This window comes from Amycolatopsis sp. TNS106, from assembly GCF_019330265.1.
GTDB classification, from domain to species: Bacteria; Actinomycetota; Actinomycetes; order Mycobacteriales; family Pseudonocardiaceae; genus Amycolatopsis; species Amycolatopsis lurida.
In genome coordinates, this window is the sequence record NZ_CP024972.1 from 2738008 (window position 1) to 2758832 (window position 20825).

Annotated in this window: 17 protein-coding genes; 9 read left to right on the top strand and 8 right to left on the bottom strand. The window is 69.6% G+C overall.

Annotated elements, in window-relative coordinates; genetic code table 11:
* Positions 1-35: 35 nt before the first annotated feature.
* The gene (locus tag CVV72_RS12320; protein WP_219152565.1) at positions 36-740 is read right to left on the bottom strand and encodes an alpha/beta fold hydrolase; all 705 of its coding nucleotides are present in this window, start codon (positions 738-740) and stop codon (positions 36-38) included.
* 126 nt (positions 741-866) lie between these two features.
* Between CVV72_RS12320 and CVV72_RS12325 the strand changes: the two genes are divergently transcribed.
* The 3 genes from CVV72_RS12325 (at position 867) to CVV72_RS12335 (ending at position 4543) form a co-directional block, all read left to right on the top strand.
* Complete coding sequence (locus tag CVV72_RS12325) at positions 867-1427, top strand: TetR/AcrR family transcriptional regulator (RefSeq protein ID WP_219152566.1); 561 nt, start codon at positions 867-869, stop codon at positions 1425-1427.
* An 80-nt stretch (positions 1428-1507) separates the two neighbouring features.
* Positions 1508-3091, top strand: coding sequence for an AMP-binding protein (locus CVV72_RS12330; protein ID WP_219152567.1), 1584 nt, complete (start codon positions 1508-1510; stop codon positions 3089-3091).
* Between the two features lie 207 nt (positions 3092-3298).
* The gene (locus tag CVV72_RS12335) at positions 3299-4543 is read left to right on the top strand and encodes an HNH endonuclease signature motif containing protein (RefSeq protein WP_219152568.1); all 1245 of its coding nucleotides are present in this window, start codon (positions 3299-3301) and stop codon (positions 4541-4543) included.
* 256 nt (positions 4544-4799) lie between these two features.
* Here the strand turns inward: CVV72_RS12335 and CVV72_RS12340 are convergent, their stop codons facing one another.
* Positions 4800-6074, bottom strand: coding sequence for an MFS transporter (locus tag CVV72_RS12340; protein ID WP_255632650.1), 1275 nt, complete (start codon positions 6072-6074; stop codon positions 4800-4802).
* Positions 6074-7456 (bottom strand): M20 family metallopeptidase, encoded by a 1383-nt coding sequence (locus CVV72_RS12345; protein ID WP_219152570.1) that lies wholly within the window; start codon positions 7454-7456, stop codon positions 6074-6076. The genes CVV72_RS12340 and CVV72_RS12345 overlap by 1 nt, the downstream gene beginning before the upstream one ends.
* Before the next feature lie 121 nt (positions 7457-7577).
* Between CVV72_RS12345 and CVV72_RS41605 the strand changes: the two genes are divergently transcribed.
* Positions 7578-7724, top strand: a complete 147-nt coding sequence (locus CVV72_RS41605) for a LysR family transcriptional regulator (protein WP_255632651.1) — start codon at positions 7578-7580, stop codon at positions 7722-7724.
* Positions 7725-7745: 21 nt separating this feature from the next.
* Positions 7746-8501: a LysR substrate-binding domain-containing protein gene (locus tag CVV72_RS12350; RefSeq protein ID WP_255632652.1), complete on the top strand. Its 756-nt coding sequence runs from the start codon at positions 7746-7748 to the stop codon at positions 8499-8501.
* Here CVV72_RS12350 and CVV72_RS12355 read toward each other — a convergent pair.
* Positions 8476-10059: an FAD-binding oxidoreductase gene (locus tag CVV72_RS12355; RefSeq protein ID WP_219153920.1), complete on the bottom strand. Its 1584-nt coding sequence runs from the start codon at positions 10057-10059 to the stop codon at positions 8476-8478. The two genes, CVV72_RS12350 and CVV72_RS12355, sit on opposite strands and share 26 nt — an antisense overlap.
* 194 nt (positions 10060-10253) lie before the next feature.
* On the opposite strand from CVV72_RS12355, the gene CVV72_RS12360 reads away from it, so the two are divergent.
* Positions 10254-10469: a hypothetical protein gene (locus tag CVV72_RS12360; protein ID WP_219152571.1), complete on the top strand. Its 216-nt coding sequence runs from the start codon at positions 10254-10256 to the stop codon at positions 10467-10469.
* 278 nt (positions 10470-10747) lie between these two features.
* Positions 10748-13201, top strand: coding sequence for a LamG-like jellyroll fold domain-containing protein (locus tag CVV72_RS12365; RefSeq protein ID WP_219153921.1), 2454 nt, complete (start codon positions 10748-10750; stop codon positions 13199-13201).
* A 22-nt stretch (positions 13202-13223) separates the two neighbouring features.
* Here CVV72_RS12365 and CVV72_RS12370 read toward each other — a convergent pair whose 3' ends face one another.
* The gene (locus CVV72_RS12370) at positions 13224-14879 is read right to left on the bottom strand and encodes a DUF885 family protein (RefSeq protein WP_219152572.1); all 1656 of its coding nucleotides are present in this window, start codon (positions 14877-14879) and stop codon (positions 13224-13226) included.
* Positions 14880-14965: 86 nt separating this feature from the next.
* Here CVV72_RS12370 and CVV72_RS12375 point away from each other — a divergent pair, with 86 nt between their 5' ends.
* On the top strand, positions 14966-15964 hold the full coding sequence (locus tag CVV72_RS12375; RefSeq protein WP_219152573.1) for an enoyl-CoA hydratase/isomerase family protein: 999 nt from the start codon (positions 14966-14968) through the stop codon (positions 15962-15964).
* On the opposite strand, the gene CVV72_RS12380 is transcribed toward CVV72_RS12375, so the two are convergent.
* Both CVV72_RS12380 and CVV72_RS12385 read right to left on the bottom strand, forming a co-directional pair.
* The gene (locus tag CVV72_RS12380; RefSeq protein ID WP_219152574.1) at positions 15952-16656 is read right to left on the bottom strand and encodes an SWIM zinc finger family protein; all 705 of its coding nucleotides are present in this window, start codon (positions 16654-16656) and stop codon (positions 15952-15954) included. The genes CVV72_RS12375 and CVV72_RS12380 overlap by 13 nt on opposite strands.
* On the bottom strand, positions 16649-19645 hold the full coding sequence (locus CVV72_RS12385) for a DEAD/DEAH box helicase (protein WP_219152575.1): 2997 nt from the start codon (positions 19643-19645) through the stop codon (positions 16649-16651). Before CVV72_RS12385 ends, CVV72_RS12380 begins: the two co-directional genes overlap by 8 nt.
* An 82-nt stretch (positions 19646-19727) precedes the next feature.
* Between CVV72_RS12385 and CVV72_RS12390 the strand changes: the two genes are divergently transcribed.
* Positions 19728-20348, top strand: coding sequence for a YaaA family protein (locus CVV72_RS12390; RefSeq protein ID WP_219152576.1), 621 nt, complete (start codon positions 19728-19730; stop codon positions 20346-20348).
* A 6-nt stretch (positions 20349-20354) separates the two neighbouring features.
* On the opposite strand, the gene CVV72_RS12395 is transcribed toward CVV72_RS12390, so the two are convergent.
* Complete coding sequence (locus CVV72_RS12395) at positions 20355-20783, bottom strand: MarR family winged helix-turn-helix transcriptional regulator (RefSeq protein ID WP_219152577.1); 429 nt, start codon at positions 20781-20783, stop codon at positions 20355-20357.
* Positions 20784-20825 lie beyond the last annotated feature (42 nt).

A 20825-nucleotide genomic window follows, 5' to 3' on the forward strand; every position in this document is an offset into this window, starting at 1 on the left:
CGTTTTAGCAGTCTCTCCGGGGAGGGTTTCCCGTGTCAAGCGACCTTGGCGGCCGCCGCGAGGACGACCTCCGCGACGACGTCCGGCCGCGAGACCGAGACAGCGTGCGAAGCGTCGACCGTCGTGACTTCCGAACCGGCACGCTCGGCCATGAACGCCTGCGCGGCGGCGGGGATCGCGTGGTCCTGCTCGGCGACCAGCGCCCACGACGGCAGGTTCTTCCACGCCGGCTCGCCGTCGAACGGCGTGGCGAGCGCGCGCTCGGTGACCGGGCGCTGGGTGACCGCCATGACGTCGGCGGTCTCCACGGGGACGTCGGCCGCGAACACGTCCGAGAAGTTCTCGGGCTTGATCGACAATTCACCCTGGGCGGCCAGGACGTTCGTGGTGTCCGGGCCGAGCTTGCCGCCTTCGAACCGGCCGGACAGCTCGAACACGCTCTCCCCCGCCTCAGGCTGGAAAGCGGCGATGTAGACGAGCGCCTTGACATTCGGCGCGGTGGTGGCCGCGCGGCTGATCACCACGCCGCCGTAGGAGTGCCCGGCCAGCACCACGGGGCCGTCCACGCCGTTGACGACGTCGGCGACGTAGTCCGCGTCGGACTCGATCCCCCGCAGGGGGTTCGCGGCGGCCAGCACGCGGTAGCCCTGTTCACGCAGCTTCGGGACGACGCCGTTCCAGCTGGACGAGTCGGCGAAAGCGCCGTGGACCAGGACGATGGTGGGCTTCTGGTTGCTCATGGTGACTCCTTCAGAATCAGGGAGAACGATCGGTCTTTCTGCCTGAACAATGCTCCCCGAAGAGACCTTCCGCAACGTGACGAAGCCGACCTGGTGGAATGACCGTTCTTTCTCTAGAGTTGGGGAATGCCGACTGTCGATCGCGACGTCCACCCGAAGATCCGGCTGCTCGAGACAGCGTCGCGGCTGTTCTACGCCGAAGGCATCCATGCCGTCGGCGTAGAACGTCTGGTCTCCGAAGCGGCCGTGACCAGGGCGACGTTCTACCGCCACTACCCCACCAAGGACGACCTCGTCGCCGCCTACCTGAGCACCACGAGCGAGCGGATCCGCGCGGGCGTCGCGGCTGCGACGCAAGGGAAAGCCGCCCGCGAAGCACTGCTCGCCGCACTGGGCATCATCGGCGACCGGACGCTCGACGCCGACTTCCGCGGCTGCCAGTTCCTCAACGCGGCGGCCGAATACCCCGACCCCGCGCACCAGATGCGCCAGGTCATCGCCGACCACCGGGACTGGTTCTTCGGCGTACTTCGCGATTTGGCGCGCGACGCGCGTCATGCCGACCCCGAGCACGCCGCCCGCACCCTCGTCCTACTCCGCGACGGCGCGCTTCACGGCGGGAACCTCGACGACGCCGAGACCGTGCGCGCCACTTTGCACCGAGCCGTGGCCGACCTCGTCCCCTGAGTTTCATCGCGTCTTCTCGACGGTCGTAACAAGTGCTACCTTCGCGGAAGGGGGCACGGCCGGACCGAGGAGCGGCGACGATGAGGCTTTCTCCCAGCGCGCACGTCGACCCGTTCTGCCGTGACCGGCTGCCGCCCGCCGATCAGTGGCCGGAATTCGTCTTCGATCTGCCGGAGCTCCGGTACGCCGACAGGCTGAACGCCGCGACCGCGCTGCTCGACGACACCGCCGCGCGACTCGGCCACGACAGGCCATGTCTGCTCTCCGCCACCGAAGCGTGGACATACGGCGAAGTCCTGGCCCGCGCGAACCGCGTCGCCCACGTCCTGGTCACCGAATTCGGGGTCGTTCCCGGTGACCGGGTGCTGATCCGGGGCACCAACACCCCGTGGCTCGCGACCGTATGGCTGGCCGTGCTCAAGGCGGGCGCGGTGGCCGTCACGACCATGCCGATGCTGCGGCGCGCCGAACTCGACAAGATCACCGGCCGCGCGAAGCCCGCCGTCGCGGTCTGCGACGAGCGGCTGCTGGACGAACTCCCGCCCGATCTCCCCGTCGTGTCCTACGGAACCGAACTAGCCGCCCGCGCGGACCGATATCCGGCGACGTTCGCCGACGTCCCGACCGCGGCCGACGACGTCGCCCTGCTGGCCTTCACCTCCGGCACGACGGGATCCCCGAAGGCGACGATGCACTTCCATCGCGACCTGCTCGCCATCGCCGACACGTTCTCCCGCCACGTCGTGCGCCCGGTTTCCGACGATCTCTTCTGCGGTACGCCACCCCTGGCCTTCACCTTCGGCCTCGGCGGCCTGCTGGTCTTCCCCCTGCGCGCCGGCGCGGCGACACTGCTCGTCGAGCGCGCCACCCCGGCGGAACTCGCCGCCATCGTCGCCGCAAGGAATGTCACCGTCCTGTTCACCGCCCCGACCGCCTACCGGGCGATCCTGAACGCCGGCGACGGACAGCTGCTGGCCGGAGTACGCCGGGCCGTCTCGGCGGGCGAGTCGCTTCCCGCCCCCGTGGCCGAGCAGTACCGGGAAACCGTCGGACGGCCCCTCATCGACGGGCTCGGCAGCACCGAAATGCTGCACGTGTTCCTCTCCGCCGCCGACGGCGACGCGCGTCCCGGCGCCACCGGCAAGGTCGTGCCCGGCTACCAGGCGGCCGTTCTCGATGCCGACGGTTCACCCGTTCCCGACGGCACTCCCGGTTTCCTGGCGGTGCGAGGACCCACCGGTTGCCGCTACCTCGAAGACCCGCGCCAGCAGGACTACGTCCGCGACGGCTGGAACTTCACCGGTGACACCTACGTCCGCGACGCCGACGGCTACTTCCGCTTCGTCGCGCGCAGCGACGACATGATCATTTCGTCGGGGTACAACATCGCCGCCCCCGAGGTCGAGGAGGCCCTGCTCACGCACCCGGACGTGGACGAATGCGCCGTGATCGGCACACCGGATCCCGATCGCGGCTCGGTCGTGACGGCGTTCGTCGTCCCCCGGCCCGGTATCGAGCCGGGCGCGGATCTGGTGCGGGCGCTACAGGATCACGCCAAGGCGACCGCGGCACCGTACAAGTATCCCCGGCGGGTGCGGTTCATCGAGGCGTTGCCGCGCAATGCGAGCGGGAAGCTGCAGCGATATCTGTTGCGGGAGCTGTGAGTTCTGTCCACATCGGACTCTTCATAGATTGCCGTGGGGCAAGGAAGGGCGGTCGACAAGGCAGCGACGGACCTCTCTTCGCTTTCCTTTCCTCCCGATAATTCCTGACACGCCCAGGTGACACCGTCCACATCGCCAGAATGCGAAAACGGTTCTGGAGCGCTTTTCACATTCGCTCACGTGTTCGAATACTGGTATTATTGCGGGGTGTCCAGCCAACGCATCCTCGAACCACCACACGAGTTGCGGCGTGCCGGTGCGCGGGAACTCGCGCACGGTGTGGTCGAGCGGTTGTCGGTGGCACGTCAGGCGTTGGCGGAGGTCGGGCAGTTCCTGGTCGAGATCGAGTCCCGCGGTCCGATGGAACTGTTCGGGCATGGTTCGACCGCGGGCTGGTTCGCCGAGACCGCCCGGATCAGCCCCAAAGAAGCCAGCGCCACCGTCGCCCGGGCGCTGGCGTTGAACGAGAGCCGGAATCTGGATGGCACCCCCGCCCCCGCGTCCGCGCCGATCGCCGGGGCCGCGGCCGCGGAGGGCGACCTCGGGCATCAGCAACTCGACCCGATCCTCGCCGTGCTGAAGAACATCCCCGCCGACGCCACAGACGACGACCGGGCCAGCGCCGAACAGATCCTGGTGACCCTCGCCCGCCACGCCGGACCACAGGAGATCACCAACGCCGGCGCCGACCTCCTCGCCCACCTCGACCCCGACGGCAACGAACCGAAGGACGAGGACCTCACACCACCCTCACGCGAGGTGTCCCTCCGCAAACGCGACGACGGCTGGTGGCGACTCAACGGCCTCCTGGATCCCGAATTCGGAGCCCGCGCGAAGGCGTTGTTCGACACCTGGGGACAACGAAGACCCATCGACGAGGACGGCAACCGCGACCCCCGCACCCCCGGCGAACGCCACGGCGACGCACTCTTCGACGCCATCCACTACGCCATGACCAACGACAAGGCCCCCACCCTGTCCGGAGACCAGACCACCATCGTGGTCACCATCCCTCTGGAGTCTCTGACCTCCGGACTCGGAGCGGCCTGCATCGACGAGGTCACCCAGATCACCGCACGGCACGCGCGGATGCTCGCCTGCGACGCGAAAATCATCCCCGCCGTCCTCGGCACCGACAGCGAACCCCTCGACATCGGCCGCGCCACCCGCACCGTCACCCCCGCACAACGCCGGGCCCTCAACCTCCGGGATCGCGGCTGTGCCTTCCCCGGCTGCCACCGCAAACCCAAACACTGCGAAGCCCACCACATACTCCCCTGGGGCCAACTCGGCGACACCGACCTGAACAACCTCTGCCTCCTCTGCCGCTACCACCACCTGATCATCCACGGCCAATCCGGCTGGAAAGTCCAAATCACCAACAACCGACCCGAATTCATCCCACCCCAATACCTCGACCCACTACAAACCCCACGCCACAACCACCGCTGAAACCCGAAGAGCCCGCCGCCCACACCGGCGACGGGCCCTTCGGCATGCCCACGTGCCAAGAAACCGACGGCACTGATCACCTCATCGCGGGCCGTCCAGACTGGGCCCCGAGCCAGGTCGCGAAAGCCACTTTCGGGACATCCAACGTCGCGAAAGTGGCTTTCGCGACACGCCTCGCCACCCGACGGAGCACACCGCCCTCGCCGAACCCCGAACAAGGTTCCGCCGTCCGTCCACTGTGGACTAAACGCCGACTTCAGCGAATCCCTCGCCGCCGATTCGCCGCGACCAGCGCGACGATGCTCAGCGATGCCGTCGCCAAAAGATAGTAACCAGGCGAGACAGGCGATCCGGTGGCCGCGATCATCGCGGTCGCGATGGTCGGCGTGAACCCACCGAAGATCCCGACGGTGGCGTTGTAGGCGAACGAAAGTCCCGTCGCCCGGGTGTGCGCCGGGAACACGTCCGCCATCACCGACGGAAGCGCGCCGAAGTAGATGGCCTTCAGCAGCCCCAGGATCGTCATCGTGATCGTGAGGGTCAGGAACGACGGCGAGGTGGTGACCCACAGGTACAGCGGCACCACGCCGGCCCCGATCACCGCCGCGGCACCGATCATGATCCTCATGCGGCCGTGCCGGTCGGTGAACAGCCCGACGATCGGTGTCACGACGGTCAGGATGGCGGCGGTGATCATCAGGGCGACGAACGACAGCGAGTCGTCCAGGCCGAGGTTCTTGATCGCGAACGTCGGCAGCGACTGAAGGATGAAGTTCAGCGAGGTCGAGACGACCAGCGCTCCACCCGCGATCAGGAGCCCGCCCCACTGGAAGCGGAACAGCGTCCGGACCGGCGTGGACTTCGGCTGGTCCTCCTTCGCGGCCTCGGGTTCGTCGACGTGACGCCGGATGTAGTAGCCGACCGGGCCGACGAGCAGCCCGAAGACGAACGGGATCCGCCAGCCCCAGGACGTCATCGCGTCGGCGCTGAGCGAAGCGGTCAGCCCGGCGGCGAATCCGGCGGACATCAGTGTCGCGAAACCCTGGCTGGCGAACTGGAAACTGCCGAGGAAGCCTTTGCGGCGATCGTCCTGTTCGATCAAGAACGAAGTGGCGGCCCCGAATTCCCCGCCCGCGGCGAAGCCTTGGATCAGCCGCGCGACGATCACGCCGACCGGCGCGAGGAAACCGATCGACGCGTAACTCGGCATCACCGCGAGCAGGAACGTCCCGGCGACCATCAGCCAGATGGTCAGCACCAGCGCCTTCTTGCGGCCGAACCGGTCGGCGTAGGCGCCGAGCACGAGCCCACCGAGCGGACGCACGAGGAACGTGATGCCGAAGACCGCGTACGCCTGCACGAGCTGGACGGCGGCGTTCCCGCCGGGGAAGAAGGTCTTGCCGATATAGGCCGCCATGAGCGCGTACACGCCGAGGTCGAACCATTCGAGCGCGTTGCCGATGGTCGCGGCGGCGATCGCGCGCCGCGTGGAGGACGGCGTGCGCGGCCTGGCCACCGTCCGCTCCCTCATCATGCCTCCCCGCCCCGCCGTCCGAGCGCGTGGAACAGTGCCGCGGCGAGGACGATTCCCTCACGGGCGATCGGTGCGAGCAGATGTTCGTCGGGCGCGTGTTGCAGGCATCCGGGATAGGAATGCGGCAGCCACAGCGTCGGAAGGCCGAGGAGTTCGGTGAACACGTGGTTCGGCAGTCCCCCGCCGAAGCTCGGCAGGACCGCCACACGCCGGTCGGCAACCTCGTCGAGGACGCTCTTCGCCCAGCCGACCCACGGGTCGTCGACCGGCGTGCGGCTGGCGCGGAAGCTGCCCTCGGCGGTGACGTCGACCATGGGAAATCCGTGCGCGGCAAGGTGTTTCGTGATGGCCTCGCCCGCCCTGTCGACGTCGGTGCCCGCGACGTAGCGCAGTTGCAGCATCGCCCGTGCGCGGCCGGGGATGGCGTTGACCGGCCGGTCGATGTCCGCGGCGCCGAGCGAGAGCACTTCAAGGGCGTTCCAGCCGTACAGCCGCTCCGCCGCGGTCAGCCCGGTGTCGCCCCAGCCCGCGTCCAGCGCCGGATCGCCCGGCTTGTTCCCGATCTCGAGTCCGGCGAGCGCCGCGCGGACGCTGTCCGGAAGCTCGGGCGGCAGGAGTTCCGGAACCTGGACGCGGCCGTGCCCGTCGACGAGACAGGCGATCGCCCCGGCGAGGGTGGTGGCGGGGTTGCGCAGCACACCACCCCAGTTACCCGAGTGGTAGGCGTCGGGGCGGAGGTCGACGTCGAGGGCGATCCGGACACTGCCTCGCGCGCCGAGGAACAGCGTCGGCGTCGCCGCGTCCAGGCGCGGGCCGTCGGAGGCGATGAGGACGTCGGCGCTCAGTGCCTCCCGATGCGCCGAGACGAACTCGTCGAGTCCAGGTGAGCCGATCTCCTCCCCTGTCTCGAACAGGAACTTGAGGTTGAACCCGAGCGAACCCGTCTCGGCGAGAAGCAGCCTGAGCGCGGTCAGGTTGATCAGATGCTGCCCCTTGTTGTCCGCCGAACCGCGGCCGTACCAGCGTTCGCCGTCGGCGGTCAGCGTCCACGGGTCCCGGCCACCGCTCCACCGGCCCTCGTGCCCGTCTACGACGTCCGCGTGGCCGTAGCACAGGAGTGTCGGCAGCTCTGGCGACTCGATCCGGGTGCCGATCAGGAACGGGCCGCCGCCGGGATCCGGATTGGGATGGATCGCCACGGAACAGCCGAGCGCGGTGAGTGCCGGGGCCAGCACCTCGTCCAGGTATGCCTTGATGGCAACGCGACCGCTCGGATGATCACTCACGGTCGGATACCGGACGAGCTCGGCGAGTTCGGTGAAGAACGCTCCCGAGTCGACGTGCTCGTGTGCCTTCGAGACCAGTTCCGCAGGGATCACCGTGTTGTCTCCCGATTCGCTCGTCGAGTGTCGCAGAGGAGCGTAAGTCGGTTTGCGGATCCGGACCATTGCCGTTTACCGTGCTCCGCGTTCTCATTGCGGCAAACCTGCGGAGACCCTGATGCGACTGCTGCCGATCGCGTTGACGTACTTCCTCGAAGTCGCCCGCACCGGCTCGGTGTCCGAGGCGGCGACGGAACTGACGGTGGCGCCCTCGGCGATCAGCCGTCAGATCGCCAAACTCGAAGCAGGGCTCGGGGTGCCGTAGTTCGTCCGGCATCCGCGCGGCATGGTGCCGACCGAGGCCGGCACCCGGCTGCTCGACCACGTCCGGCGCAGCGAGGCCGAATCGGCCGTTCTCGTCGACGAACTCCGCACCGGCCGCGGACTGCACGCCCGGTCCTTGACGGTCGCCTGCTCCGAGGGGTTCGCCCGCCGCGTGGTCCCGCAGGCGATCGCCGCCTTCCGGCGCGAACACGACGTCACGTTCCACCTCGACGTGGTCACCAGGGAAGAGGCGACCCGGCAGGTGCTCGAAGGCGCGGCCGACGTCGCCGTCACGTTCGCGACCGGACCGCAGCACGGGGTACGAGTCGAGAGCGCGGTCGTCGTCCCGGTGTACGCGATCGTCCCGCTCGGTCATCCGCTGACCAGTCGCGACTCCGTCGAACTCGCCGAACTGTGCCGGCATCCGCTCGCGCTCCCGGCGCCAGGGCAGAGTCTGCGCGACCTGTTCGACATCGCCGCCCGGATCGAGAATCTCGCGGCCCATCCGGTGCTGGAGTGCAACGAGCTGAGCCCGAAGTACGAATTCGTCCGGTGCGGCGGAGGGATCGCGCTCGTCGGCGGCCTGGGTGACATCGAGCAGGACGCGGCCACCGAAGGCGTCGCCTACGTGCTGCTCGACAACGCCGTGTTCCGCAAACGCGAAGCCCAGGTGCAGACCATGGCGGGCCGGACCTTGTCCTTGGCGGCCTTGCGGTTCACCGCGCTGCTGACCTCGTTCGTCCGCCCGCCGGTCAGCCGATCAGCACCCCGGGATTGAGGATCCCGGCCGGGTCGAGCGCGGCCTTGGCGGCGGCGAACGCGGCGGCGAAGGGGCCGGGACGCTGCCTGTCGTACCAGGGCCGGTGATCGCGGCCGACGGCGTGGTGATGGGTGATCGTGCCGCCGTGGCCCGCGATCGCCTCGGAGACCGCGGCCTTGATCTCGTCCCACTGGGCGACGGTGCTGCCCCAGCGCCCGGCGGCGTAGACCCCGTAGTAGGGCGCGGGACCGTCGGGGTACACGTGGCTGAACCGGCACGTGACGACCCCGGCGCCACCGCACACCTCGTCGATCGCGGCACGCGCCGCCGAGGTGATCGCGTCGTGGAACTCCGGGAAACCGTCCCAGGTGCACGCGGTCTCGAAAGTCTCGACGATCAGCGACCGGCGGGCGAGGGCGTCGCGTTGATAGGGCATCCGCAGGAAGGACGACCGCCACGCCGAAGCGCTGTCCTGACCGGCGGAATTCTTGCCGCGCCTGGCTTTCACGACACCACCGTGACCGGCGGCCAGCTCCAGCGCGCGATCGAGCCAGGGGTCGACCGGGTGGTCGGCGGATTCGAACGCGACCAGCAGGAGACCTCCGCCCACACTCGCGCCCGCGTTGATGAGCGCCTCCGCCGGGTCGAGGAGGCGGCAGTTCGACGGATGGAGCCCGGACTGCGCGATCGCGCGGGTGGCGGCGACCGCGTCTTCCTGTCGTTCGAAGGTGACGGACGCGGTCACCTGCCACACCGGCCGGTCCTGCAGGCGCATCCAGGCTTCGGTGATCACGCCGAGTGTGCCCTCGGAGCCGAGGAACATCCGGTCCGGCGAAGGACCGGCGCCCGAGCCCGGCAGGCGTCGCGATTCACTGATCCCCGCGGGCGTGACGACGCGCAGCGCTTCGGTGAGATCGTCGATATGCGTCGCGAGAGTGGCGTAGTGCCCGCCCGCGCGGGTGGCGAGCCAGCCGCCGAGCGTCGAATGGGCGAACGACTGCGGGAAATGCCGCAGGGTCAGTCCCAGCGGACGAAGGCGGTCTTCCAGCGCCGGCCCGAAGATCCCGGCCTGGATCCGCGCCGCACGGCTGACCGTGTCCACCTCGAGCACGTCGCCGAGGCCCGCCAGATCCATCGAGACCGCCGGGCCGTCGAACCGCGGTTCGACGCCGCCGACCACGGAACTGCCGCCACCGTAGGGAATCAGCGGGGTGCCGGACGCGGCGCACCAGTCGAGGAGGTCGACGACGTCCTGTTCCGTACGCGGGCGGGCGACCAGATCCGGAACGTGGTCGACTTGCCCGAGCAGGTTGCGCACGACGTCGCGGAACGCCTTGCCGCGGGCGTGGGACAACCGGTCGGCCGGTACGTCACCGCACAGCGCGGCGAGTGTCGCGGGTGGGCGGATCCGCGAGGCCGGGAGGCCGAGCTCCGCCGGGTCGGGCGGAGCGTGGTCGGTGAAGTCGTGGCCGGGCAGCACACCCGCGGTGCGGGCGACCAGCGCGTCGGACTCCTCTCGGGACAGTTCGCCGTCGAGGGTTCCCCAGCCCCACCAGGACCGTTCTTCGGTCGGCATCGTCGCCCTCCGGTTGATCTGACTCATCAGTAAGTTACTTTTCGGTCAGTTACCGTGTCAATCAACACCGCGCCGGATCCCTCGTATGGGCCGCGACTGAAGGCGCTCCCCGGAGAACTCGTCTGGCCACGACAGGGCTGCACGACGCCAACGAGGTTCTCGCACCAAGGCTCGGCCTCCCTCGCTTGCCGGTGGTGGACTGGCCCGAACCGTCGGAGAACGACGATGCCGACGGCCGGGGCCGCCCCTTCGCTTGGATCGACGACGAGATCTCCGAGATCGATCGCGACTGGGTATCCGGTCACCACGCCGGACAGACCCTGTTGCACCGCGTCGATCCCCGGCGCGGCCTGACCGGTGCCGACTACCGCGAACTCGGCGAGTGGCTGCGCGAATCCCGTCACTCCTGACACGCAGGACAGCTCTCCCCTCCAGGACCGATTCGAGGCCTTCGACGCTTTACAACGTTGTATCAACGATGTAAAAACATCCTGACGACCAGCCATGGCCCGGCTCACACCGGTTTCCCTCGGCCACGGGGTCGTGGTTTCACGCCTGCACAAGTCCAGCGGGAGGCAGACCTCCGCCGAGGCGGCCGCCCCCGGAGAAGGGTGTCGAGCAGATGTTGCCAACGTTGTCACAACGTCCCCGGAGGCCGAGACGCTTCCGGAAGCCCCTGACCGCCGCGGTGGTCGCCATAACCGCCCTGGCGTTGACGTCGGGGGCCGCGACGGCCGCGGAGAGCGGCTGGAAGATGGGCAAGCCACGCCTGACCACCCCGTGGACGAACCAGGTGTCGCCCACCAACGCGTTGCCCGAGTACCCCCGGCCGCAACTGGTGCGCGAGAACTGGCAGAACCTCAACGGTGTCTGGGAGTTCGCCGGCGCCGCGCCCGGCGAGGTCCCGCCCTTCGGCGAGAAGCTGGCCGAGAAGATCCTGGTCCCCTACCCCACCGAATCGGCGCTTTCCGGGATCCAGCGGCACGAGGACTTCATGTGGTACCGGCGGACGTTCACCGTGCCGAGGCACTGGAACGTCGGCAGGGACAACACGCTGCGGATCAACTTCGGCGCCGTCGACTACAAGGCGAAGGTCTACGTCAACGGCAAGGAGGTGGCCGCGCACCAAGGCGGCTACGGCGCGTTCTCCGCGGACGTGACCTCGGCGCTGAAACCCCAGGGAGAGCAGGAGATCATCGTCGGTGTCGAGGACCGCGCCGACGCGACATGGCAGCCCGTCGGCAAGCAGCGGCTGGTCCCCGACCGCGGGATCTTCTACGAGGGCGCCTCGGGCATCTGGCAGACGGTCTGGATGGAACCGGTCGCGGCGAAGCACATCGGCACGCTCGGCATGGTCCCCGACCTCAAGTCCTCCACGCTCAAGCTCACCGTGGACACCGGCGGGAACTCCGGGCTCACCGTCGAGGCCGTGGTCCGCGACGGCAGGAGGGTGGTCAGCCGCAGCAAGGCATCCGCCTCCGGGACGATCTCCCTGCCGGTGCCCAAGGCGAAGCTCTGGTCGCCGGATTCGCCGTTCCTCTACGACCTCGACGTCGAACTGAAGGACGGCCGCCGCACCGTGGACAAGGTGTCGTCCTACTTCGGCATGCGCGAATTCGGCACCGCCAAGGGCGCCGACGGCAAACTTCGGTTCACCCTCAACGGCAGGATCCTCTTCCTTCAGTCCACTTTGGACCAGGGCTATTGGCCGGACGGCATCTACACCGCGCCGACCGACCAGGCGCTGCGCTTCGACCTCGAACAGCACAAGGTCCTCGGCTTCAACACGGTCCGCAAGCACATCAAGACCGAGCCCGACCGCTGGTATCACCACGCCGACAAACTCGGCCTGCTCGTCTGGCAGGACATGCCGTCGATGCGCACCGGCGGACGTCCGCCCGCCGACGCGCAGCGGCAGTTCCAGGTCGAGCTGAAGGAACTGGTGGAGCAGAAGAAGAACTGGACTTCGATCGTCGGCTACGTGCCGTTCAACGAAGGCTGGGGCGAGTGGTCGCGCGAGACCACCGGCAAGATCGCCGACGACGTCAAGGCCCAGGACCCGACCCGGCTGGTCAACGCGCACAGCGGCGTCAACTGCTGCGACTCCCTCGGCGACTCCGGCAAGGGCGACGTCCTCGACTGGCACGCCTACCCCGGCCCCGCCAAGCCGATGCCCGACGCCAAGCGGATCTCGATCGACGGCGAACACGGCGGCTACGGTCTCGAGGTCGAGAACCACATGTGGTTCGGCGAAGGACACGCCTACGAGATGGTGAAGGACCAGGCGACCCTGAACAGCCGCTACGTCCAGAACCAGCGCGACGTGCTCGCGTCCGCGCAGAGCTGTGGGATCAGCGGCTCGATCTACACACAGATCACCGACGTCGAGCACGAGGTCAACGGCTTCTTCACCTACGACAGGCAGGTGAAGAAGATGGACTTCGCCCAGGTGCGGGCGGTCAACCAGGCGATCATCCGCAACGCCGACGGCAGCGGCTCCGGCGCTCCCGACCCGGGCCCCGGCACTCCGGGTATCGACGGCGTCCACGCCTACAAGTTCGACGAGGGCACCGGATCCAGCGCGAAGGACTCGGTCGGCACCGCGCACGCCACGCTGACCAACGCGCAGTGGGCGGGCGGCGTCCAGGGCGGCGCGCTGGCCTTCGCGGGCAACGGGCAGGCCGACACCGGGGCGAACCTCGTGAACACGGCCGGCGGTTACTCGGTTTCGGCGTGGGCCAAGCTGGACGAGGCGAGCGGCGCGTTCCAGACCGTCGTCAGCCAGGACACCGGCCGCGACAGCGCGTTCTTCCTGCAGTACTCCGGACAGGACCAGCGGTGGGCGATGAGCTTCGTCGGCCTCCGTGCCCTGTCGCCGGAGAAGCCGGAAGTCGGCCGCTGGTACCACCTGACCGGCGTCCGTGACGCCAAGGCGGGCACGTTGTCGCTCTACGTCGACGGCAAGAAGGTCGCCGCGCAGAACGCCTGCTCCGCCGCACCGAGCACCGGGCACACGGTGATCGGCCGCGGCCAGTACGGCGGTCAGCAGGTCGACTTCCTGCGCGGCGCGGTGGACGACGTCCGGCTCTACGACCGGCCGCTGACCGACGCCGAAGTCGCGACGCTCGCGAAGCGCGACTGAGCCCGGACACGCGGCGCCGGGGTCACTCCCGGCGCCGCGTGCCGTCCACCCACTCCCGCACGATGTCGCCGAGCACGGGCAGCGTCACCTGCCCGTTCCTCAGCACGACGTCGTGGAAATCCCGGATGTCGAAGGACTTGCCCAGCTGCTCCTCGGCGAACGCGCGTAACCGCTGGATTTCCAGCCTGCCCGTCATGTACGACAGTGCCTGACCGGGCCATTCGATGTACCGGTCGGTCTCGGACTGCACTTCGACGTCACTCAGTACGCAATGCTCGGCAAGGTAATCCACGCATTGCCGCCGGGTCCAGCCCAGCGCGTGCAGCCCCGTGTCGACGACGAGCCGCGCCGCGCGCAACGAGTCCTCGGCGACCATGCCCAGCCGCATGACGTCGTCGGAGTACAGGCCCATCTCGTCGGCGAGCCGCTCGGTGTAGAGCGCCCAGCCTTCGTCGAACGCCGAGAGCGGGACGAGCTTGCGCAGCCGGGGCACGCCCTCCAGCTCGTAGGACACGCAAGCCTGGAAATGGTGCCCTGGAACGGCTTCGTGGAAAGCGACCGACTCGGCGATGAACCGGAACCGTTCGGTCACCCGGTAGGTGTTGGTGGAGTAGACACCGGGACGGCTGCCGTCGCCCGAAGGCGGCATGTAATACGCCTGCGCGGCGGAGGGCCCGTCGGCTTCCGGCACGGCGCGCACCACGCATTCGGCCGACGGAACCCGGCGGAACCAGCCTGGTGCCGCGGCCGTGGCCCGCGCGACCGCTTCCGTCGCGGTCGCGATCATCTCGTCCGCGTCCCGCCAGCACAGCGACGGATCGGTGCGCATCCGCCGCCGGACCGCGACGGGGTCGTCCTCGCCGAACACGGCCGCACCGAGCCGCCGGTACTCCTCGTCCAGCGCCCGGCCGAGTTCGAGGCCGGTCTGGTGCAGTTCCTCCGGCGAGACCCCGATGGTGGTGTGCGTCTTGACCAGGCCCGCGTAACTCTCCTTGCCGCCGTCCAGCCGGCAGAGGCCCGGCTGGTCGTCCGAGCGTCCACGGCCGGAGATCTCGTGGGCGAGCATTTCGCGATAGGCGACGAGCGCCGGGCGGACCTTCTCGGTGAACAGCCGCTGCCGTCGTTCCGCGCGGTCACCGGTCAGCGACGGGACGAGCAGTGGCGGGGGTTCGGTGGCCAGGAACCGGTCGACGTGGTCGATCGCGCCGCGCACCGCCCGTTCCACCGGGGTCCGGCCCGCCGCGACCCCGGCGCGGTGGCGGTCGGCCAGGGCCGCGAAGAAGTCCGGGAACGCCGCCAGCCTGGCCAGGTAGTCCTCTTCCGCCTGCTCCCCCGACGGCTCGAGCTGCGGGAGCCAGGACAGCACTCCGGTCCCCTCGGCCGCCATCTGATCGGCGAGAGTGAACTCGATCTTCCGCGAGTCGAGCCTGGCCAGCAGCGATTCCGCGTGATGGGCGACGACACCGAGGGTGACCCGGTCCGGATCCGTGGAGCGGGCGGCGTCCCCGGCGATACGGGCGGCGCGCTCCCGCAGCCGGTCGTCCCCCGCCTCCGAGACGTCCCGCAACTCGTGGTCGTGGCCCGGGATGTTGTCGAAGGTCGCCATCAAGGGCATCTCGGTCGCGAGGACGTCGAGGAGGTCGTCGGCAAGCTGCACCGCTGTGGGCTCATCGCTCATACCCGATGACTACCAGAATTTTCCGTGCGCTGAGGCGTACGCCACAAGCTCAACATAGTAGGACATCCTACTTTTAGGGTGGCTTCGTGAATGACGTCCAGTTCCTCGTCGAGAGCGGAATCGGCCGGATCACGCTGAACCGGCCGCGTGCGCTGAACTCGCTGAACCACGGCATGGTCCTCGCCATGCTCGACCACCTCGAAGCGTGGCGCGCCGACCCGGGTGTCCGCGCCGTGCTGATCGACGGCGCCGGCGATCGCGGGCTCTGCGCCGGCGGCGACATCCGCGCCATCCACGAGGACGCCCGCGGCGGAGGCACCGCGTCCCTGCGGTTCTGGGCCGACGAATATCGCCTCAACACCGTGATCTCGCGCTATCCCAAGCCGTACCTCGCGCTGATGGACGGGCTCGTCATGGGTGGCGGGGTCGGCGTCTCCGCGCACGGCAGCCACCGGATCGTCACCGAACGCTCCCGGGTCGGCATGCCCGAGACCGGGATCGGCTTCGTCCCGGACGTCGGCGGCACGTACCTGCTGTCCCGCACGCCCGGCGAACTCGGGACGCATATCGCGCTCACCGCCGGGGCGATCTCGGGGTCCGACGCGATCCACTGTGGACTCGCCGACCATTTCGTGCCCAGCGAACGGATCCCGGACCTGCTCGACGCGCTGAAGACCCGCGCACCGGACGAGGCGCTAGAGCTGATCGCCGAACCCGCGCCGCCGAGCGCGCTGGCCGTGGACGCCGCCTGGATCGACCGGTGCTACGCGGCGGACACCGTCGAGGAGATCCTGACCAGGCTTCACGCCGAGGGTGACGCCGCGGCCACCGCCGCCAAGGAGATCGAGGCGAAGTCGCCGACCGCGCTGAAGGTGACCTTGCGGGCACTCCGGTCGGCCGCCGCGATGCCCGATCTGGAAACCGCGCTGGCGCAGGAGCTCCGGATCTCGACCCACGCGCTCTCGACCGCCGAGTTCGCCGAGGGGATCCGAGCACAGATCATCGACAAGGACCGCTCCCCGAAGTGGTCCCCCGCCACACTGTCCGAAGTGGACGCCGAACTCGTCGACGCCTACTTCGCCTGACCGGTGATCGTGCGGTAGAGCGGCCGCAGCAGGGCGGTGACCGAGGTTCCGTCCACTGTCGCCGTGAGCGGGGGGACCTCGTCGAGCAGTCCCAACGGGTCCCCGGCCCGCGGCCGTCGCGTGTTCGTGACGTCGCCGGCCGGACCCCAGCCGAAGAAGTCGTCCATCACCTCGTCGAGGCCGGGGAGCTCGGCTTCCGCCGACGGGGCGGTCACCCGGGCCCCTGCCTGCCGCCCGATCTCGCCGAGCAAGACCGTACGGTAGCGGCCACGGAGCGTGAAGATCACGAACGGGTCCTCCTCGTCTTCGAGCGCGATCAGCGCGGCGACGAGGTGGTCGCAGGGAACGCGGGTGCCGGGGCACGTGCAGTCCAGCGACAGTTCCCACACCGCCTCGGGGAACAGCGGCACCTGCTCGGCGGCGAAGAAGCGATCGATATCGTCCGGGACCCGGCCGTCGAGCAAGGCCGTCCTCGCGGTCTCGTCCGCGGCGACGGCGGCGATGACCGCCGTCCACACCTGCTTGCCGAACGTCGGCAGACCGATGCGGACCTCGTAGAACCGCTGCCGGGTCACCCGGACACGGGCGACCGCGGCGCCGGGCCCGATCGTGAGCGTGTCGACCCGGCAGGGCGGTACAAGTCCTTTGTGGACGCCCAATTCGTCGAGTGCCCGGCGGAATCCGTCAGTCATCGCCCGCCTCCCGCCCGAGCGCGAAGACCTCGCGCAGGGAATCGGTGGACAGCTCCGTGAGCCAGTCCTCCCCGTCGGTGACGACGAGATCGGCCAGCGCTTCCTTTTTGGTGATGACGGCGTCGATCCGCTCCTCGATGGTGCCGGGGCAGACGAACTTCCGCACCTGGACGCTGTGCCGCTGGCCGATGCGGAAGGCGCGGTCGGTGGCCTGTTCCTCGACCGCCGGATTCCACCACCGGTCGAGATGCAGGACATGGGTGGCCGCGGTGAGCGTCAGCCCCGCTCCGCCGGTCTTCAGTGACGCGAGCAGGATCGGCGGGCCCTCGCCCGACTGGAAATGCTCGACGATCGAATCGCGGCGCCGCTGCGACAGGCCACCGTGCAGGAAGGCGATCTTCGCGTTCAGCCGGTGCGAAAGATGCGGTACGAGCAGGTGCCCGAATTCGGCGAACTGGGTGAAGCACAACGCGCGGTCGCCGGCGTCCAGGATCTCCGCCAGGAGCTCCTCGAGCCGGTTGACCTTGCCGGAGCGGTGCCCGATCGGCGAGCCGTCGTGCAGCAGATGCGCGGGATGGTTGCAGATCTGCTTGAGCTTGGTGATCGCGGCGAGGATGTTGCCGCGCCGTTTGACCCCGGCGCTGTCGGCGATCTTCGTCATCATCTCGTCCACGGTGGCGCGGTACAGCGTCACCTGTTCCCGGGTGAGGCGGTACTCCTGGAGGATCTCGATCTTCTCGGGAAGGTCGGCGAGCACGGTGGGATCGGTTTTGAGGCGCCGCAACAGGAACGGCCGGGTCAGCCGGCGCAGCTCGGTGGCCGCGGGAAGATCGCCCCGGCGCTCGATGGGCACCTCGAACCGCTCCCGGAACTCCTGCCTGCCCCCGAGCACGCCGGGGTTGAGCAGATCCGAAAGCGACCACAGGTCGGCGAGCCGGTTCTCCACCGGCGTACCGGTCAGCGCGATCCGATGCCCGGCGGGGATCCGCCGCAGGGCCTGCGCGGGCCCGGTGTTCTGGTTCTTGACCGCCTGCGCCTCGTCGAGCACGAGCCGGTGCCAGCGGATGGCCGCGAGCTCGTCGGCGTCGCGGGCGGCGGTCGAGTAGGTGGTGACGACCAGGTCCGCGCCCTCGGTCCGGACGCGGCCGCGATCGGCGCCGTGATGGAGGTGAACGCGGAGTTCCGGCGCGAATTTGGCCGCTTCCCGTTGCCACGTCCCGAGCAGCGACATCGGGCAGACCAGCAGTGTCGGCCGCCTGTCGCCCTGTGCTCGCTCGATCGCTTCGAGCGCGAGCAGCTGGACGGTCTTGCCCAGCCCCATGTCGTCGGCGAGGCAGGCCCCGAGCCCGAGCGACGTCATGAATGAAAGCCACGCGACACCGCGGCTTTGGTACGGCCGCAGGGTCGCCAGGAACGTCGGCGGCGGCTCGACCGGCTCGATCGTGCGCTGGACACGGCCGGCGAGGAAGTCGTCGATCCAGCCGTCCGTGGTGACCTCGGTGACCGGTAGCGGCGTTTCGAAGCCTCCGTGGAGCAACGCCAGCAGGTCCGCCGGTGTGGGCAGCGGCGGTTTCTCGCGGTCCGGGTCACGGCGGAGGTACTCGAGACCGGCACGCAGCAGTTCGGGATCCACGCTCACCCAGCGGCCGCGCAGTCGGACCAGTGAAGACTTCGCGGCCGCGAGCCCGGCGAGCTCTTCGTCGGTCAGCGCGTCTTCGCCGACGGCGAGCGCCCAGCGGTAGGAGGCGAGCTGGTGACGGCCGAGCCGGTGCACGGCGGCCTGGTCGACCGGCGCGCCGCGGACGGACAACTTGAGCGCGAGCTTGCGCCTGCCGCCCCAGCTCGCCGGGAGCTGGACGTCGAATCCGGCCGCCACCAGCCGTTCCGCTCCGCCGTCGAGGAACTCCACGGTTTCGGCGACGGTGAGGTCGTAGATGCCGGGCTTCTCCGCCTCGACCGCTTGGCCGAGCAGCGGCAGTACACCGGCGGCGCGTTCCAGTTCGGCGGCGAACAGGCCCTCGGGGTCGGTGAATTTGGCGCCGGCCTTGCCCGACCAGACGTCCTCCGCCGGAAGCAGGAGGCTGGGATCGGCCGTGGAGCGCAGGAAGAACCGCAGCTGCCACTTGGTCCCGTCGCCCGTCTGGTCGTCGGGGTCGTCGGCCGGGCCATGCAGCGTGGGGACCTCGTCGAGCCGGAAGCAGACGGTGCCCTCGGTCAGGTCGGTGTCGCCGACCGCGTCCCAGGCGGCGATGCCCTCGGCGACGATCCCCATGCGCCCCGGCGCCTGGCCGATCCGATCATCTGCGCTCTTCAGCGCATGGAGCCACGACCCGAAGGGACCCTCGCGGCCGTCGCTCTCCGTGGCATGTCCGGCGGCGGCGAGGCGATCGCGGACGGCTGAGTCGACCAGGGTGTGGAGCGCGTCGGTGACGAGCGCCGCCGGATCCGGCCCGGGATGTTCGGCCCTACCGACCGGCGGGGTGGCCGCGATCAGCGCCCGGACCGCGACCGCGTCCCCGCCCCTGGCCACGGGCCGCCAGCGTGCCCGCGCCACGATTTCGTTCCGCACGAGTGTGGGCAGCACGCGGCCGCGGCGCACCAGATCGTCCGCCAGCCGGACGACGGCGCGGAGATGGCGGACCGACGTGCCGTAGCTGACCGTCTCGGCCAGGTCTTCCAGCTCCGAGGGGTCGATCAGGAGCGCGGGCACCGACCAGGGTTCCAGGGTCGGTTCCTGCTGCGGGCGGCTTCGGGAGCCCAGTTCGGGCGAGGCGACCGGCCCGCCGCGACGCGACGGAAGCATCAGGACGGCCGACGCCGGTTTGCCGGGGTGCAAGGCGGTCAGATCCGCGACCGAGGCGGCGAACGGATGCGGCCGGGCAGCGCTCGACACCCGCATCGACGTCGTCGCCGGACGGTCGCCGTGTTCGCCCCAGAGCACGATCCCGCGGCCCCGGGACCACAGGCCGTGCACGACGAGTGGCGACATGGTCCTCCTTCCGCGGTCCGGTCCCTCCAGCATGCCCGGGACCGATCAGCGTCCGGTCAGCGAGGCGCTTTAGGGTTCGCGGGTGACCGTTCTGAACGCGATCGAGCCGCGCGACAGCCTGATCGTCCTCGGCCCCTCGAAGGCCAAGATCCGAGGCGGCGACGCCCACGCGGGGTCTGGCGCGCGTTGGCCCGAGCCGATGCTTCGCGCGCGGACCGAGGTCCTGGCGCGGTCCAAGGTCGACGGCGGCGGGCTGCGGCCCGCGTGGCTCCGCTACACCGGGAACTTCTACCGGAACGTCGGCGGCGCCCTCGGCGAGGCCGCCGCCTCCGGGCGGTTGCTGATCCTCAGCGGTGGCTACGGAATCCTGCGCGCCGACGAACCGATCGCCTACTACGACCGGAAACTCAAGCTGGGCGACTGGCCGCCGGGAGTGCTCGAAGACGCCGTGCTCGGGGAAGCCCGCCGGCTCGGGGCCGCGAACGTGGTCACGTTCGTGTCCGCCAGCGCCGACTACGCGAAACTGATCCGCCGAATCCCCTGGGAAACCTCGAAGATCGGCGGCGTCCTGGTCACGATCGACTTTCACGGCGGCGGCGCTCAGGTCGAGGTGCCCCGGCGGCTGGCCCGGTCTTTCGGCGCATGGTGGCGCCGCTCGCCGTCGGACTACCCGCCGGGCATGGTCGCCGAACTACTCCGGTGAACCCCGTCACGGCCACTCGGCTTCGGACAACAGGCGCGCCGCACGGAGGAACGCCGCACGGTCGCCCGCGGACAGCCGTCCGAGCAAGCGTTCTTCCTGCTCCTGGATCTTCGACTGGGCCGACCTCCGCGCGGCGCGGCCGGCTTCGGTGATCCCCAGCAGCCGGACCCGGCGGTCCTTCGGGTCCGGCTCGCGGGTGATCAGCCCGTCCTCTTGAAGGGTGTCGAGGGTGCCGATGATCCGGGTCTTGTCCGCGCCGATCGCCTTCGCGAGGGCGGCCTGCGTGCGGACGGGCCCGTCGTCGAGCGCGCTCAGCACCACGTAGCCCCACATGGTCAACCCGTGCTCGGCCAGCACCGGCGTCTCGGCGTTCATCAGCCGTCGCATCAGCCCGCCGAGCATCGCCGCGAGATCCGGCCTCCCCTGCTCCGCCATGCGCAGACCATACCGACCTGGCCGGCGAAACCCGTTGACGAA